General features: G+C 34.6%; 17 protein-coding genes and 1 pseudogene. 10 read left to right on the top strand and 8 right to left on the bottom strand.

The window, feature by feature from the left end:
• Nucleotides 1–102 precede the first annotated feature (102 nt).
• Nucleotides 103–729, bottom strand: coding sequence for a class I SAM-dependent methyltransferase (locus ACZLO7_RS13265; RefSeq protein WP_464937566.1), 627 nt, complete (start codon nt 727–729; stop codon nt 103–105).
• Between the two features lie 458 nt (nt 730–1187).
• On the opposite strand from ACZLO7_RS13265, the gene ACZLO7_RS13260 reads away from it, so the two are divergent.
• Entirely contained in the window at nt 1188–1421 is a 234-nt protein-coding gene (locus tag ACZLO7_RS13260; RefSeq protein ID WP_464937714.1) for a hypothetical protein, read from the top strand.
• 534 nt (nt 1422–1955) lie between these two features.
• On the opposite strand, the gene ACZLO7_RS13255 is transcribed toward ACZLO7_RS13260, so the two are convergent.
• The 3 genes from ACZLO7_RS13255 to sigV all read right to left on the bottom strand — a co-directional run bounded on the left by ACZLO7_RS13255 (nt 1956) and on the right by sigV (nt 3810).
• Nucleotides 1956–2120: a DUF1540 domain-containing protein gene (locus ACZLO7_RS13255; protein WP_464937567.1), complete on the bottom strand. Its 165-nt coding sequence runs from the start codon at nt 2118–2120 to the stop codon at nt 1956–1958.
• A 318-nt stretch (nt 2121–2438) separates the two neighbouring features.
• Nucleotides 2439–3302, bottom strand: coding sequence for an anti-sigma-V factor RsiV (gene rsiV, locus ACZLO7_RS13250; protein ID WP_464937568.1), 864 nt, complete (start codon nt 3300–3302; stop codon nt 2439–2441).
• A gap of 19 nt (nt 3303–3321) precedes the next feature.
• Nucleotides 3322–3810: an RNA polymerase sigma factor SigV gene (gene sigV / locus ACZLO7_RS13245; protein ID WP_464937569.1), complete on the bottom strand. Its 489-nt coding sequence runs from the start codon at nt 3808–3810 to the stop codon at nt 3322–3324.
• A 674-nt stretch (nt 3811–4484) separates the two neighbouring features.
• On the opposite strand from sigV, the gene ACZLO7_RS13240 reads away from it, so the two are divergent.
• From ACZLO7_RS13240 to ACZLO7_RS13220, 5 genes are read left to right on the top strand one after another with little or no spacing between them, the layout of a single operon-like run.
• Nucleotides 4485–5114: a TetR/AcrR family transcriptional regulator gene (locus tag ACZLO7_RS13240; protein WP_464937570.1), complete on the top strand. Its 630-nt coding sequence runs from the start codon at nt 4485–4487 to the stop codon at nt 5112–5114.
• A gap of 18 nt (nt 5115–5132) precedes the next feature.
• Nucleotides 5133–5954 (top strand): substrate-binding periplasmic protein, encoded by an 822-nt coding sequence (locus tag ACZLO7_RS13235; RefSeq protein ID WP_464937571.1) that lies wholly within the window; start codon nt 5133–5135, stop codon nt 5952–5954.
• A gap of 9 nt (nt 5955–5963) precedes the next feature.
• Nucleotides 5964–6605: an amino acid ABC transporter permease gene (locus ACZLO7_RS13230; protein ID WP_464937572.1), complete on the top strand. Its 642-nt coding sequence runs from the start codon at nt 5964–5966 to the stop codon at nt 6603–6605.
• Nucleotides 6606–6617: 12 nt separating this feature from the next.
• The gene (locus ACZLO7_RS13225; RefSeq protein WP_464937573.1) at nt 6618–7364 is read left to right on the top strand and encodes an amino acid ABC transporter ATP-binding protein; all 747 of its coding nucleotides are present in this window, start codon (nt 6618–6620) and stop codon (nt 7362–7364) included.
• A 20-nt stretch (nt 7365–7384) separates the two neighbouring features.
• On the top strand, nt 7385–7810 hold the full coding sequence (locus ACZLO7_RS13220; protein WP_427754274.1) for an OsmC family protein: 426 nt from the start codon (nt 7385–7387) through the stop codon (nt 7808–7810).
• A gap of 997 nt (nt 7811–8807) precedes the next feature.
• Here ACZLO7_RS13220 and ACZLO7_RS13215 read toward each other — a convergent pair.
• The 3 genes from ACZLO7_RS13215 to ACZLO7_RS13205 form a co-directional block, all read right to left on the bottom strand.
• Nucleotides 8808–9362, bottom strand: a complete 555-nt coding sequence (locus tag ACZLO7_RS13215) for a putative glycolipid-binding domain-containing protein (protein ID WP_464937574.1) — start codon at nt 9360–9362, stop codon at nt 8808–8810.
• A gap of 423 nt (nt 9363–9785) precedes the next feature.
• Entirely contained in the window at nt 9786–11129 is a 1344-nt protein-coding gene (locus tag ACZLO7_RS13210; protein WP_464937575.1) for a TldD/PmbA family protein, read from the bottom strand.
• 3 nt (nt 11130–11132) lie between these two features.
• Complete coding sequence (locus ACZLO7_RS13205; RefSeq protein ID WP_464937577.1) at nt 11133–12521, bottom strand: TldD/PmbA family protein; 1389 nt, start codon at nt 12519–12521, stop codon at nt 11133–11135.
• A 199-nt stretch (nt 12522–12720) separates the two neighbouring features.
• Here ACZLO7_RS13205 and ACZLO7_RS13200 point away from each other — a divergent pair.
• Together ACZLO7_RS13200 and ACZLO7_RS13195 are read left to right on the top strand one after the other, a co-directional pair.
• A pseudogene (locus ACZLO7_RS13200) lies at nt 12721–13188 on the top strand (AraC family transcriptional regulator); the annotation flags it as partial.
• 24 nt (nt 13189–13212) lie between these two features.
• The gene (locus ACZLO7_RS13195; RefSeq protein WP_464937715.1) at nt 13213–13701 is read left to right on the top strand and encodes a DinB family protein; all 489 of its coding nucleotides are present in this window, start codon (nt 13213–13215) and stop codon (nt 13699–13701) included.
• Nucleotides 13702–13777: 76 nt separating this feature from the next.
• Here the strand turns inward: ACZLO7_RS13195 and lipP1 are convergent, their stop codons facing one another.
• The gene (gene lipP1, locus ACZLO7_RS13190) at nt 13778–14731 is read right to left on the bottom strand and encodes a LipP1 family hormone-sensitive lipase (protein ID WP_464937578.1); all 954 of its coding nucleotides are present in this window, start codon (nt 14729–14731) and stop codon (nt 13778–13780) included.
• 291 nt (nt 14732–15022) lie between these two features.
• On the opposite strand from lipP1, the gene ACZLO7_RS13185 reads away from it, so the two are divergent.
• Nucleotides 15023–15847 (top strand): hypothetical protein, encoded by an 825-nt coding sequence (locus tag ACZLO7_RS13185; protein WP_464937579.1) that lies wholly within the window; start codon nt 15023–15025, stop codon nt 15845–15847.
• Nucleotides 15848–16411: 564 nt separating this feature from the next.
• Nucleotides 16412–17239 (top strand): DNA alkylation repair protein, encoded by an 828-nt coding sequence (locus ACZLO7_RS13180; RefSeq protein ID WP_464937580.1) that lies wholly within the window; start codon nt 16412–16414, stop codon nt 17237–17239.
• The last annotated feature ends 184 nt before the right edge of the window (nt 17240–17423 follow it).

Genomic DNA, 17423 nt, shown 5'->3' with positions numbered 1-17423 from the left:
GTGTTTTAGTTTATTATGAATGAGTAAACTTACTGTTTAGCATAGTAGATCTCTTTAAGTCGTGTCATAATTATCGACTAATTATCTTTTTGTTAGAATAATTTACTTTGAAATAACGAATAGACCGCCACAATGAGAGATAGGATGAAATTCAATTTTAGCTAGGTTTTGTAATGAAGATTTTATTTCTTCATAAACAAAATAAAATTCATCATCATCCCAATATTCAATGCTTTCTTTTCTGCAATTTTCAAGTTCTGCTTGTGTTTGAAAAGCTATATCGCCAATTAATATTTTTCCATTTTCAGAAAGTAAAGGTAGTAAACTCTCAATAAAAATGACCTTTTCTTCATCTGATAAATGGTGTAATGTATACGTACTTACAATAAAGTCATATTTATTATCCATTAATTGTTCGGGTAAACCATTCGATATATCCCACTCTATTAGATTAGCCTGTGGCATCTTAGTTTGGGCAATTTCAATCATCTTAGCAGAAAAGTCTAAACCATCTATGTGATAATTATTTTCGTATAGTTTATTTGTTAAAACACCTGTCCCGAAACCTATATCTAAAACTCTAGCTTGCTTTTCTTGCATTACTTCATTAAAAATAGCGCTCAAAATTTGTTTATATCCCGCAAATGGATACAAATTATTATCTTCACTTACTTGTACAGTTTGATCATAATCATTTGCCCACAAATTAAATCCTTGTTTATTAAGCATAATGCTCCTCCTATAATGTGGACGAGCTAACAAGCATGTGAAAAATAAATGCTTAATTATTCGCCCATCAGTTCTCCTAAGTTCTTATGATATTGAATTGTAGTAATGTTTTTCATCATAAACGCCACCTTTCTTAGATAAATCAATATTATCATATTTCTGAATATTAAAAAACCCTATTATGGTATTAAGTATCAAACTTGGTTAAATGCGGATTTGTTAAAGAATTAGCTATGATTTTGTGATTTTCCATTTAATTGTTTTTATTAGAAGTTGGACTGTGAAAAAAAGCGAAATTCAATTCGTGGAAAGAGTTAAAGGAAAGACGTTGTACTCATCTTGTCTTGAAAAAAAGTGAATTTATTGCTAGTACTTACTCATGAACGCCTATTGTTTGCCATATATTGAAACAAAAATGTTTGTCAATTAAGGAGGAGCATGTTATTTATACAAAAGAAATGCGCTTACGGAGAGTTCAACATCTAGCCCATGAAATTATGGATGAAATAAATGCATGTAAAGAGCAGAAACAGTTTGATACGTTGAGTCCTGTGATTGATAATCTATCTCGAGCAATCGGTGACTTAACAGATCCGTTTGGTAACTACTCGTTAGACTATATTGAAGAAAAAGTAAAAAATGCCCACTACCTATTATTTAAAAATGAAAAGGTTAATGTTAATACTTATTAATAATAAGGATAGGAAAGGGTAATCATATTAATGGTTACCCTCAGACTGTGGTACTCGAAAAAACGAGTTTTCTACTGTCTTTTTATTTGTATACGAGATAGATAGAAATCCAGTTTTCCGAAGCTTACCGCTCACTTTCCGCGGGCGAGCGTCGAGCCGCTTCGTCGCTACGCTCCTGCAGGGTCTCGTCTGTCTCGACATTTCCGCAGGAGTCGAGCGGACGCTTCTCTAAACCAATAAAGTGCTACCTTCTGTTTTCTATGTATACAGGATAGATCAGGTTTTCCGAAGCTGCCCACTCACTTTCCGCGGGCGAGAGCCGAGCCGGTTCGTCGCTAAGCTCCTGTAGGGTCTCGTCTGTCTCGACATTTCCGCAGTAGTCGAGTGGACGCTTCTCCAAATCAATAAACAAGGTGCAATTACGGAGTGAAAATTTGGTCCTTATAAGGTTTAATGAGAAAGATTAAGAAAAAATTTAAAGGCAGTTGGAATGAGCTCAATCCAACTGCCTTTTGTCTTCAATCTTATGGTATCCTAATTAAGTTCTTCTTCTGGTGAGAATGTTTTACAATCTGTTTCTTCACTATTGGATGCTTGTTTACCTTTTTGACTAACTACATAAATTGCAGCTGCAGTACATTTGTTTCCAGAGCCCCAAAACGTACAGTTATTAACTTCGCAAAGAACCTGTTGAGTCATAGTATCACACCTCCTCTTTATTTATCATTAACAAAATTGAAGTGATTAATACTTGAATTCGAAAAGGTGTACTACGAAAAATAATTTCTGTATATTCAGGGTTATCTTAAGAGATTTTTCCATGGAAATTTGATTGGAAATGAATGAAATAAAATGCATTAAAAATATGGACTATAGATATTAGTAACTAGCTCAGTAATTTATTTGAATGTGATTATTAGTCAGTTAATTCGAAAAACTACTGCCGTTTGTATTTATCATAAAAGTATTAACATCATTAAATCCCATTTTTCTATATACATTAATTGCTCTTTGATACTATTTTAAATATTCATTGCTAACTAATTGATCTTGGATAACTTCTGTTGGAATAATAAACTCCACTACACCCATATAACCGGGGGATACTTCATATTTATCAAATGAAATAACTAACTTGCCTTGATTGTTAATATAAAAATTTTGTTCTTTAACTATCTTTTTAAATGGATCAAATGATTTTTCACCAGTTCCACTTACCCAATATGTCACTTCAGGATCAGCTTTCATTTGTGCTCTCATTTGCTCTTTTATATTTTCACTAATTACATTCACATAATCTTTATTTTTAAACAAGCTTGGTAGTGTTATAAGAATTTGACGCTCTTTGTCAACCGTATCAAATTTCATTGTCGTTGAGGAAGAACCTACATTATTTACATAATACCTACCAATTGAAAAAATTCTCTTGTTATCTGTTTTAATTTCAAACCCACTTTCTTCACTTAGATGACCACCTCCATTTTTCTTCAACTCTTTCATATCAGTTAAAAACCCTTGATATAATTGTTCATTTTCTTTTAAATATTTTTCGTTTAGACTGTTTGCTAACTCTTTGTTTTCTAAGTTTACTTCTGGGGATGTGTAGTCTGCTTTATAAGTACCCTCATCAACTTTAAACTCTCTAAAAGTAATTAAGTTCACAACTTTTCCTAATACCGGAACATCAGAGAAAGCATATGCAATAGTAGAACTTGTATTTACGCTTGTAATAAATAAAGCTGCTGCAACTGCAATTCCTAAATATATTTTTTTAAGTTTTCTTTTCTTATATGGATATAATGCATGCTTCACAACTTTTTGTATTTCCTCTGGTATTTCAACTTCTTGATATTCTTTTACTAGTTGTTTCATTCTCTTCATGTTTTTGAACCTCCTGGATTCAATCTTCTAATTCTATTTTTAATAGCTTTAATGCTTTATATAATCTTGTTTTAATGGTGTTTACATTTTCCTCTAATACCTTTGCAATTTCTTCAATTTTCATATCTTCAAAAAAGCGAAGCATAATAATAACGCGATAAGAGTGTGGTAGCGATTCAATCGCTTTTTTTAAATCCATATTCTCATATTTATCTGTTGCACCATGTAAATGGAATTCAACATCTTCTGTTTCCATAATAAATACTTTTTTTTGCTTTCTGATGCTATCAACTGAAGTATTGATTACAATTCGATAAAACCAACTTTTCATTACTGACTCATCTTCAAGCATATGAAGCGAACATAGTCCTTTTCGTATAGACTCCTGGACCACATCTAAAGCATCTTGTTGATTTTTCATATAGCTATATGAAAAGCGATATAAGTTTGTATGGTTTTCAGTCACAAACTGAATATACGCTTTCTCCAATTTCCATTTTTTGAACATATTATTTTCTCCTTGATACGTATCAAATTTGTATACGATACTAAGACGTGAGTTTTTTGCAAAAAGTTTTAATTAATTCAAAGTACTTTTATTAACTTTGTTGATTAATTAAAATATTGCTAATTTGTCAACTCAAATTTGATTAAATAATATGAAAGGGAAATATGATACAAGCCTTTAATAACATGCTTGTTTGAATTGATTCTGTCTGCGACTATCGACAAGCAAGAACCACACTTGAGAGGATACTTTGTAGCCACACCTTTAAAACGGGTCTATCCATTGTTCCAAACGAGCGTGAAAGACCATTTACAAATAAAGTTAATGCTCATCATATAAATGAGCGTTTTAGGTTAGGAGCAAAGTCTTTAGAAGAGAATGGGATATTGTTTAATTATGAAGAAGCCAATTCCAAAGTTGCTGTAAGTGTATTAAATCAACTTAAAATATCTGAAACATATTGGATTTCTTCTCTACTAAGATGATCTTTATTTTCGGAAGTTACTTAGAAACAGGAACTTCCTCATTTTTCCTCAATTTATCAACGAATTTAACAGAGCCTAAAACAAAATAAGGATTAATTTGTATAAAAAATAATTAATTTGAGCAATAATGGTTGACTAAAACTGAGTAATCTTATAGGCTTTATTTGACTGATGAATCAGTCAAGGGAGTTGACTATCATTCAAACACAAGATAAACGAAAAAAAGAACGTCAACAACAGCTTCTTTCAATTGCTTTAGAATTGTTTGCAACACAAGGCTACGATAATACGAAGATTTCGGATATAGTAGCAAAAGCTAATGTATCTCAAGGAACTTTTTATTGGTATTTTAAAAGCAAAGAAATGATTGCTGCCCAAATGTTGAACGAAGGTCGTTTAGCAATATTAGATACAATTTCAATGGGCTTTCGATCAGACAAGGCTTCTGTACAAGACTCGTACATATCATCTAGACATCTTTTTGAACAACTTTTTAACTTTGCAGGGAAGAATCAATATTTTATGGGAATCCTACTTAAAGGAATACATTCTCAACCGATTTTACAACAGCAAGTAAATGAGATAAAAAAAGAGATGCAAGAAGCTTTTGCAAATAATATTCGAAGAGCTTCTGCATTGAAAATGTTACCGCGTCCAGTAGATCCAGTATTACATTCAGTTTTTGTTATGAGTTTATTGGAAGGCGTATTGTCAAGATGGTTGTTTCAATCTGATGAAGAAGTATGGCAACAATTGGAGTTGGAACAACTTGTTGAGAAAACTGTTCAATTTGAATTTTTTGGCCTGTTTGGAATGTAATTAAAGGAGGAAAATAAAATGAAAAAAGGTAAAATTTTATTCGCTTTAGCTGCAACAGCTACATTAATTTTAGGTGCTTGTGGTAATAGTGCTACAAAAGAAAGTAATAAAAATACTTTAAGCGCAATTCAAGAAAAAGGTGAAATGACGGTAGGAATTATGGGAACGTATGCACCTTATAATTTCATGAATTCAGATAAAGAATATGATGGTTTTGATGTCGATATTGCAAAAGAATTGGCAAAACGTTTAGATGTAAAAGCAAAATTTGTAGCACAAGATTTTTCGGGATTAATACCAGGATTACAAAAGGGTAAATTCGATGCTTTACTAAGCCAAGTAACGATTACACCAGATCGTGAAAAACAAGTAGATTTTACTGCACCATATATTACAAATGATGTGAAAGTTATTGTAAAAGAGGATAATACGTCCATTAAGGCAGTAGAAGATTTCAAAGGTAAAAAAATCGGTGTTGGTCTCGGTACAAATGACGAAGCATTCTTACGAAATGAATTAATGCCAAAAGTCGGGGACTTCAAAATTAACACATATGATGATGTGATCACAACATTAAAAGATTTAGAAGCAGGTCGTGTAGATGCAACAATTAATAATGTGTATGCTTTAAAACCAATCATTGAAAAAAATGGTTTTAAAGTGAAAGCTGTCGGCGAACCGATTAAATCTGACCAAGCAGCAGTTGCAGTGAAAAAAGGCAATAAAGAATTAGTTGAAGCGATGAACAAAGCATTAACTGACATGAAAAAAGATGGAACATATAAAGAAATATTCGTAAAATGGTTTGATGAAGAACCAAAAGTTGATTTAGGAAAGTAGGAAGTTTAGATGGATATAGTTATTGATAATCTTCCTTTTTTACTAAAAGGTGCTTATTATACACTATTAATTACTGTGGTATCAATGTTCTTTGGCTTAATAATCGGTTTAATAACGGCGATTGCTCGCATTAAGGGCAATCGTTTCTTCTCCGGAATTGCGAGAGTTTACGTATCGATTATTCGTGGTACACCACCACTTGTTCAAATAGTTATTGTCTATTATGGGCTTGTAGATTATGGGGTCGAGTTAGATGCATTAACAGCTGCTTATATTGCGTTAAGTATCAATATTGGTGCTTATGTTTCTGAGGCATTCCGTGGTGCAATTCAATCTGTACCATCTGGTCAAACAGAAGCGGCACTTGCAACAGGGATGACTGAAGCACAGGCGATGCGTCGTGTAGTTATTCCACAAGCGATTCGCTATGCCATTCCACCACTTGGTAACACATTTGTCGGTATGTTAAAAGAAACATCATTAGTATCAGTCATTGCGGTAACTGAGCTTATGCGTTCTGCTCAGCTACTTGTAGCACAGTATTATGTATATATGCCGTTCTATTTAGCAATTGGATTGATGTACTGGATTATGAGTACAGTCTTTACATTTATATTAAATAAAGTCGAAAAAAGATTATCGGTTTACTAAGGGGGGAACGTGATGTTACAAATACAAGACTTGTCAAAAAGCTTCGATCAAAATGAAGTTTTAAAACATATTTCATTAACGATTCCTGCCCATCAAGTTGTTGCTGTCATTGGACCAAGTGGCTCAGGGAAAAGTACTTTTTTGCGCTGTTTAAACGGTCTTGAAACAATTACAGGTGGTAATGTTACGGTTAATAATCATCAATTACAAGCAACAGATTCGAAAAAGATACGCCAAAGAACTATTCACGCCATACGACAAGATACAGGAATGGTGTTCCAACAGTTCAATTTGTATCCACATAAAACGGTTATCGAAAATGTTATGGAAGCCTTGATTGTTGTGAAGAAACAATCTAAAGAAAGTGCCAAAGTATTGGCCTCAAATTTATTAAAGCGTGTTGGATTACAAGACAAGGAAGATGCTTATCCTTCAAAATTATCAGGAGGTCAGCAACAACGTGTCGCCATTGCAAGAGCTCTTGCAATGGAACCTAAGATCATGTTATTTGATGAACCCACATCTGCATTAGATCCGGAACTAGTCGGTGAAGTTTTACAGGTAATGAAAGAACTTGCTGAAGAGGGTATGACGATGATCATTGTCACACATGAAATGAAATTCGCAAGAGATGTAGCGGACCGTATTTTATTTATGGCAGATGGACAGATTGTCGAAGATGCAGAACCAAAAGTATTCTTTACACAACCTTCTACAGAACGTGCTCAGAAATTTTTAGCAAAAGTAAACGAATTTTAAAAGAAGAAAGGTTGATCGTAATGCAAGTAAAAGCAAAATGGCAAGGTGGACGTGCATTTGAAGCAGTAGGTGCAACAGGATACCCTATGAAAATGGATGCAACTGCTAACTACGGGGGAGAAGGCCAAGCTCCAACACCAACAGAAATGCTACTCAGTGCTTTAGCAGGGTGTATCGGAATTGATGTCACTATGATCTTAAAACCACATCTAGATAAAATAGATTCTATCGAAATTACAGTAGACGGTGAACGCCGTGAAGAACTCCCAACAGCCTTCACTGCAGCTACTTTATTGTTTGATGTAAAAGGTGACATAGATGCAAAAAAAGTTTTACGTGCAATTAAGCTTGGAGAAGAGAAGTATTGTGCAGTATCAGCTTCTTTAAAAGCAGATGTTACTTATCGTTTAATGTTGAATGGTGAGGAAGTTGAGATAACTGAATAAGAATTATTTTTTGAAGCTGCCTGTATATAGGTAGCTTCAAATCGTTGATTTCCACGGCCGGGCGCCAAGTCGCTTCGTCTTTACGGTCTTGGAATGTCCCGCTTTTCTCGCAGGGGTCGCCATCTTCGAACCAATCAACTACACATATATTTTCATATATTAGATGAAAAATCTGAAAAGTTCAAAAATGGAATACAAGTTAACACTCAAAGAGTATTAAAAGAGAATCTTAAATAATCAAAATCTGTAAAATAACAAAGGCATTCAGGATGTGAGCATTCTGAGTGCCTTTTTTCGCATATGAAAGTTTTTCTGTATATCAGAAAGAAGCATATTGAATTGAGATAATAAAGTCGTTTATTTAATATAAAAACTAAGAGTCGTTCTATGGATGAAAAATAGTACGGCTCTTAGATTTATTTAAAGTTCAATCTGGTATTACTTCAAAAACGGATAATATTAGTTGTTTAATTCAGTAGGCGAATCTTTCGATTAAGTCCCTGTATTTTTTACAAGCTGTCATGAGTAGCGCCAAAGCAGTCGCGAGTAGCGCTAAAGCCCGTGAGAAGCGCCAAAGTCGCCGCGAGAAGCGCTAAAGTTGTCACGAGAAGCCAAAGCCCGCCAGTAGCGCTAAAGCCATCGCGAGAAGCTCCAAAGCCGTTGCGAGAAGCGCTAAAGCCGTTGCGAGAAGCGCTAAAGCTGCCGCGAGAAGCGCTAAAGCTGTCACGAGAAGCGCTAAAGCCGTTGCGAGTAGCGCTAAAGCTGCCGCGAGAAGCGCTAAAGCTGTCACGAGAAGCGCCAAAGCTGCCGCGAGAAGCGCCAAAGCCCTCGAGTAGCGCCAAAGCAGTCGCGAGAAGCGCTAAAGCAGTCGCGAGAAGCGCCAAAGCCCGCGAATAGCGCTAAAGCCATCGCGAGAAGCGCCAAAGCCCGCGAATAGCGCTAAAGCCATCGCGAGAAGCGCTAAAGCCGCCGCGATTGAATTGATTAAATAATAAACCTAAAATTTTCTTGTGAATACTCCGGGATAAGCTATAACTAGTCCATTAATATCAACTTCAATTTTGGTTTCATATGTACCACTTTTGTATTGAAACTCTCTATTTTCAATTGTGTCTTTGATTAATGTATAGCTTTGTTTCACTTTTTTATAAGTCATATCTGGAATAGAAATAAATGCCATTTCAAATTTCTTTGATGTATTATGATCCCATTCAAAACGGTTAATTGGCAGGGAATTGGTGAAAGGGGTACATGATATATCAATATCAATAGCTCCTTCTAACTCGTTTATTGAATTCCCTTTTATATCGAACCATTGGCCTTTCCCGTTAGATGAAATATTTAGAGATTTGTTGGAATCCGCAATGTCTATATGTAATTTTTTGACTACCCAATTCGTATCTAATGAAATATTATAATTAATTTTGTAAGGTATATTGTTTTCTATACGAATAACGGTACTATCAACATCTATCTTATTATTTAGAAAAGATAGTTCCATATATTCAATTCCAAAGAATTCATTATTTTCCCAGACAATCGATTTTTTCATTATTTATCAGCTCCAAAATATTTCATTTCTAATTTGCGGTTCAACACAAAAAATGTGCTTGATAAAATTACAATCATCTTAAGATGCTGTGGATTGTCACCAACTTATTAAATAAAAGAACATTTAAGATTTTTAAACTTAAATTTCATTTTTCTTTAAAAATAATTTCGCTACTTAAGCTAAATAATATAATATTATCCCTAACGGAGTATATTCTTCCATGATGTATTACATATTGGCTCTCAGGAAATTTGGAGTGATGGAATAAGATATTTAAAAGAGAAAAAAGTCCACAGCAAAAATGTTGTGTGGACCAATGAATTTTGCTATTTTGACAGGTACCTACCTAGCTCGTATGAAAGGTATCCTTGCCCAAACTCTTTATTTCTACACGCTCACCCGATATTTCTATACATATGCTTGTTAATCAACCGTAACTGAAAGTTCCTTAACAAGTAGCGAAGGGGAACCGTAGCCGTCTGGAAGGAAGTAAAGGTCTGTACAGGTTTCCTCAATATCCTTCATCAATTCATAGAAGTTACCTGCAATGGTCATTTGCTTAACTGGCGAAGCAATTTTACCTTCTTTAATATGGAAACCAGTCGCCTCAACGGAGAAATCTCCAGAAATTGTATTCGTGCCTGAATGAAGACCAGACAAGTCTGTTATAAGGATTCCTTCAGATACTGATACGAGTAAGTTATCTAAAGTTCTTTCACCTGTTGCAATGTACATATTTTGTGGTGCGATAGAGAGCGTGCTTTTGTAAGAAGGTTTATGTGCATTTCCTGTTGTTTCGCAGCCTTCTAATTTTGCTGATTTCCTGTTATGGAGTAATGTTTCAAGAGTTCCATTTGAAATAATTGCTTGTTTTTTTGTAGCAACACCTTCTCCGTCAAAACTTGATCCAGACAGTGCCGATGGGTGGAATGGATCATTTAGTACTGTCACTAAATTTGATGCAACTTGTGTTCCCACTTTTCCTTTTAAAAGTGACTGATCTTTTTGCGCGTTCTCTGCAGAGAAGATAGGCGTAAATATTGAAAGTAATGAAGCAGCCGCGTTATGGCGCATTATTATAGGATATTTTCCAGACGGAATGGATTTCTCACCGAGATTAGATAATGCTTCTTCTGCAGCTTCTTTGGCAATTTCATCGGCATCGAGCGATTGGAAATCACGAGTCATTTTCCTGAAGCTACCTGTTTTCATTTCTTCGCCGTCTTTAACGACAGTTGAAACGAATATGATAAGTCCATTCTTTTTCTCTGTTAATGAAAGACCTTTACTGTTTGCTAATGATTGTTCTCCTGAGAAATCATGAAGTCCACAATAGTCGAGTGTTACAATACGCGGATCGTATGCACGTATTTTCTCTTCAATAGACTTTATTAATTTTATCTTTTCAGAGATTTGTACATTCGCAAGCTCTTCACTATAAGATTGATAGATTGTATATTCTTTACTTCCTTCGAAAATATCAGTTCCATCATCCTCATCAAGCACGTCTGCATTTGCTTTCGCATTGTCTATTAAAAATGATATTGAATCCTCATCGTTTTTTTCTGTATAGGCATAACCCATTTTACCGTTATAAAGACCCCGTAAACTAAGTCCACCATCCACAGATGTTTCGTAGCTATCAATTTCTCCTTCAAAAATCATACATTGAAATGTTTCAGCTTTTTCATAGAATACTTCAGCTTCTTTGAAACCGGAATCCATTGCTTTTTGAAGCAGTTTTTCTTGAAATTCAGTGATTTTCATTACTTATTCCCCCTTTGTCCCACCGACCGTAATTTCACTGACACGAATCATTGGCTGGCCGAGATTAACTGGAAGGCTGCCACTCATCGCTCCACACATACCTGCGCCGTGTGCAAGGTTATTACCAACACGATCAACTAACTGCAATGTTTTTGCTCCGTTTCCTATAAGTGTTGCTCCTCGTACTGGATGTGTAATCTTTCCATCTTTTACGATGTATGCTTCTGCAACGGCAAAGTTGTAGTCACCAGTAGCTGGATTAACTTGACCTCCACCCATATATTTTGCGTAAATGCCATACTCTGTTGAAGCGATAATATCTTCTGGTGTTGATGTACCTGGAGCGATATACGTATTTGTCATACGTGATGTTGGACTGAAGCGATAGGACTGGCGGCGTGAAGAGCCAGTTGATTCAGTTTTCATGCGACGTGCATTAAATTTATCAATCAAATAACCTTTTAAAATACCATTTTCGATTAAGACATTTTTTCTTGTTTTCTCACCCTCATCATCAATATTAAGAGAACCCCATTCGTTTGGTAGGGTGCCATCATCAATGTAAGTGACAATTTCTGGTGCAACTCTTTCTCCAACTCGGTTTGCGAAAACTGAATTGTTTTTTGCAACAGCTGTGGCTTCAAGTCCGTGTCCACAAGCTTCATGGAAGATAACACCACCAAATTCATTGTCAATGATTACTGGGAATTTCCCACTAGGGCATTCTTCTGCATGTAGCATTGTTATTGCTATACGTGCTGCTTCTCCTGCATAGTGAGACAAATCTAGGTTTTCCATAAATTCAAATCCGGCATGAGCACCAGGTCCGTAGAAACCAGTTTGCAGTTCATTGCCTTCTGAAGCAGTTGCTTGAATGGCTAGTCTACTGTGAACACGAGTGTCTTCCACAAACTTTCCTTCTGAGTTGGCAATGAGGATGTTTTGTTCTTCGTCCAAATAGCGTATACCAACTTGACGAATGCGTTCATCATAATTTCTAGCAATTTCATTTGCCTGTCTCATAATAGAAGCTTTCCTTGCATGTTCTACAGTTTGAGGTATTTGCGTGATTTGGTGAATTGGGTTAAAGATCTCTTTTTGGAGCGGGTGAATCGTACCTGTTCCGCCGCCTTTTATAGCAAGTGCAGCCCGCTTAGCTGCGAGTAACAAGCCTTCTTCAGATATATCATTCGTATATGTGTAAATACTTTGAAGACCAGAAAAAATACGTATACCTATTCCAAAATCACGACCAGATATACTTTTTTCTATTTTGTTACTTTGTAATGCAATGTTATTTACATACTTATCTTCAATGAATATTTCAGAGAAGTCACCCCCCGTAGCAAGAGCCGCATTAAGCACGTTTTCAATAATAGATTGTTTGATCATTTACCTTGCCCCCTTTATTAAATTATATCGTAAAGTGGATGACTGGAGTTGGTATTTATTCAAATTTATGTATTTTTAAATTAAACTTTTATAATAATGCCAATTTAGCGCAAATTTGAAATTTTGGATCAACAAACAAGGGAAATACTAACAGATGTAGAATTTAATATTTAGTTGAATTTTTGGAGGTTATTAGACAATGGATATTTTGATAAGAAGTCTTCCTGATTTTGAAGTAGCCTATATTAGGCATGTTGGAAGTTATTTTGAACCCAGTGACCATTGGGGAAAACTAGGGGAGTGGGCAGCAAAATACAGATTGTTTCCACCCACTCAAAATTATATAGGATTGTCTCTTGATAATCCTGAATTTGTACCACCAGAATTATGCCGACACGATGCTTGTATTACATTACCTGAGAATTTTATAAAAGAAGAGGATTCGGAAATACAGTTTAAAACAATAACCGGGGGAGTGTATGCTCTATACCAGTTTTATGATACACCTGATAAATTAGTCAAGGCCTATCGAGCAGTTTTTGGGGACTGGATACCTCAAAGTGACTACGTTGCAGACAATAAGATTAGTCTTGAATTTAGCATGAATAACCCATTAGATGATCCAGAAGGTAAGTGCAAAGTTGATTTGTATGTACCTATTAAGAAAAAGCTAACGAATGATGAGTTAATCATGGAATTTGAACTAGCCAAAGATTGGGTTAATAGCTTAAAAGATTATCCTGAGAAGGATTTTTTCAATCCTATTGCGAAAGATAAATGGTCCGTAGCTGAAATTATTACGCATTTAGCATATTGGGATAAATATGTACTAGAAGAAATACTGCCAAATATGAAACAGAATGCGGATATTAAAAGTTTAGATTTTCAAGAATTGAATGATCGGGCATCTAGCTATGCATTATCAGGTATTACCTTTATGATCTTAATCGATCAATTTGTTAATGGCAGAAAAGATTTAGTAACCAAGTTAAGAGAAAAATCTGATGCCGAATTTTTAGTCCATTTTAAAATAAATGGAGAAGAGATTGATGAATATTCAGGAGCCCCTTTTTCAATGTATAGCTATATTAGCAGTTTTGTTTGGCATGATCACCATCACGAAAAGCAAATAGTTGAATTTTTTAATAATAAGTATAAGCAAAATTATCAAGTGAAATAAGAATAGGAGTTAAGCAGTGTTAGCATGCTTAACTCCTGTTTTTTATAGTTGTTATAGTATTAGTTGTACATCTTGATTAAATTAAACTATCTTTTGCTGTTTTTTCAAATGCCTTACTAAGTGTGTTTGATACTAGTTCAATTGCATCTGCACCTTCTTCAAGCAGACCAGCCATCCAAAAGAAACCGTGAATAACACCATCGTATCGTTTTAGTTGAACAGGAATTTTCGCTTCTTGTAATTTTTTTGCATAAGCTTCACCTTCTTCTCTTAATGGATCATATTCAGCTGTAATGACTAATGCAGGTGGTAAATCATCTAAATTTGTAGCTTTCAGTGGGGAAGCGTATGGGCTTTCTCCATCGCTGTCACTATTTAAATAATGGTTCCAGAACCATTGCATTGTATCTTTCGTTAAGAAGTACCCATCTGCGTAATCAAAGTAAGAAGACGTATTTAAATTATAATCTGTCACTGGGTATATCAATACTTGCTGAACGATTGCATTTAAACCCAAATCACGCGCTTTTAATGATACAACGGCTGCGATATTACCACCAGCACTATCTCCACCGACTGCGATTCTAGAAGCATCTATGTTTAACTCTTCTGCGTTAGATATTAACCATTCTATAACCGCATAGCTATCATCGATTGCAGATGGAAACTTGTGTTCAGGCGCTAACCTATAATCAACAGATATGACTACACATTGTGACTTGGCAGCAATCTGACGGCAAGGAATATCTACAGATTCTAGATTTCCTATGACCCAACCCCCACCGTGGTAATAAACAAATACAGGCAGAGTCTCTTCACTTTTAACAGGTGTGTATATTCTAACAGGAACTTCTCCTACATTTGTATCAAGAGATTGGTCAATTACGCTTGCCAGTTCTACACGTTCTCCCGCTAAACCTTCAATAGCAATACCATTTCTTGCTTCTTCGGGACTTAATTCGTAAATTGGGGAAGTACCTGATTGTTCTAATTGCTCTAGAATTAACTTTACTTCTGGCTTCAATGTCAAGTTAATAGGCTCCTTTCTCTTATAGAGAGATATAGATTAATATGAAAATCATGGATATTTTATTCTATTACTATTTTTATTTTGAATATTCAATTAATTCAAGTTGGTACATAAGAATATCAATTAATAGTAGTGACTCTATAGCTCTTTAACAAAATGTAATAGATAATGCTAAAATAGAAATACCTCTCATATATTAGAAAGAAATAAAAAATCGACAAGTTTATATTGTTGAATTTAAGGGTAAAACATAAAAAGAGTAGTCAATCCGTTAAAGGGAGGAAGATAATAATGAAAGCAATAGGAAGAGTGTTATTTCTGCTTGTTATTATCAATTTACTATTTGCCTGTTCTAATGATAAGGCAGAAGTAAAGACAAATACTGAGAATAGTAAAAGCAATACTCAAGTTAGAGAGGATAAGTACAAAAACGACAAAATTGAGCAAAATAATAATACCGATAATGAAGATGCTCAAACGAATATTGTTCTAACTCAAGATGAAGTATTAAAGGCCATTAAAACACAATTGAAAACGGATTTATCTAAAATATTACCAAGCCAACTACCTTTAGATAAAGGTAAGCATTTAACAGCAACTACTAAATCAACGGCTAATTATTATCAAGTTGTATTTATGGAAAGTGATAAGCCGATAGCTATTAATAATAAAGCGTTAAAAGACAAACAGCAAGCAACTGTCATTGCTCGATTAAAAGTTACAAAGTATGCTAGTATGACAAAATCGAATGAACAAATTGCATATGAAGATTATAGTAATCTCGGGGGACAAAAAGTTGACCTCGGTTACGGTATATCAGGTTACCAAGATGCTGGAGCTGGTTCAGCATTTGTAAGTTGGAACGAAGGAAGATGGGCACTTACTGCTCGTGCACGAACAACAGATGCGAAGCAAGGTGTAAAACTAGCAAAAGAAGCGACAAAATTTTTAGAAACGAACACACTCCCAATTCCAAAACCAAATGGTCTAGTTCATCTTGACGTAGAGCAATCAAGGAACAGAATTACTTGGCAAAAAGAAAAGATAGTTTATCTCATTGATCAAGTAAAAAATCTTATGAATGCTTTAAAAATTGCTACCTCTTTCAAGAACTAAATATTTTAGTTATGCAATCCTTTTTAAAAAATACGTGAGTCCTTATTTCAGCATAGGACTAATATAAAAAAGACGAAACTTATTCTAATAAGCTCGTCTTTTTCTGTTGTGAATAAAGTGAATTGTTTTTTCAAATCAAAGTAAGTTTTATATTGTGGAAGATTAGACTTCTGAGGAAACAATATATCCTGTTTGTTCATCGCATTTACCATAAATGTGTTTATTTTGATGTAAAACTAAGTGTAAAATATTAGTATGTATGATTAAGTATGTAGTTTAGCCAAAAATAGTACCTCCATAGTTGCTTTAAAAAAATATTTAGGTGTTTTAATTAGATCTGAATTGAAAATTAACCGAATTTAAATTTAGAATAATTCTTTCTATCTAATATTTGATTTTTCATTGAGAATTTTGTAAAGGATTTATCAATTTGAAATGAATTTTAAATCGAACTTTTTTATAAAAGTTACGTATTGTTAACTATAACTTTGATGAAAATTTATGTACTAAAATAAAGAATATAAGGTATAATTTTGAATCCGTTGATTAAAAGGAGGGAATTAGATGACTGTCAGTGAAGATGTTTTAAACAGAAAAGGAGTGAGAAAAGCAACCGAGATTCCGAGTGAAGTTCTCGAATTACTTAATCGGGGTGAAATAGAAAGTGTTAATTTAACTGAATGGCTTTCTATAAATCATAATTCTTTAGTAAAGAATGTATTACCTTCAATGGGGTTAGAAGATAAAGTAGAAATTATATCATCTGAATTAGAAAAGCAAGAAGCTCATACTGGAATGAAAGCTATACGTATGACAGGAGCATTGTTAGATAAAGTTATGGACGGAGAAGCTGATCGAAAAAGGGAAGCGGTAATTTTGAAATGCTCTATGCATAAATCAGATAGTGTACGATGTTGGGCAGCATTTATGAATAAAAACTCTAATGACTCATTAGAAGGGAAATTGAAGTATATTAAGCCATTTGCAGCAGATCCTCATTTTGGTGTTCGGGAAATTGCTTGGATGTCTATTCGAGAAAACCTTTCAGAGAACATAGAGTTGAGTGTGAATTTGTTAGAGGAATGGGCAAAAAGTGATGATGAGAATATTCGTAGATTCTCAGTAGAATCTATTCGTCCTCGCGGTGTATGGACAAAGCATATTGAAATATTAAAACAAGAACCTCACAAAGCCCTGCCCATTCTTAATTTACTCAAATCAGATTCATCTAAGTATGTTCAAGATTCTGTTGCAAACTGGTTAAATGATGCCAGCAAAACCCAACCTGAATGGGTAATAAATCTGTGTGAAATATGGGCAAAAGATTCGGATACAAAGGCAACGAGTAGAGTTATTAAAAAAGCAAAAAGAACAATTATGAAGGGCATTTAAATCCTGTCTACTACATTGGTATTTCAATTCCAGTCAGATAATCGAAAGCGAAAAACCTCTTGTTATTCTTTTAAAGAAGGGGATTTACCCTTTACTAATGCCTATACTGGTAGTGGAGCGTCTCCATTAGGCCGCTCTACATCGGTTACTAAATATACAAGTGTAAGATTACCGTAGCCACCTG

Source organism: Viridibacillus sp. d25.2 (genome assembly GCF_055456015.2).
Note: the sequence above shows the minus strand (reverse complement) of the source record. Positions and strands in the feature narration are given on the sequence as shown.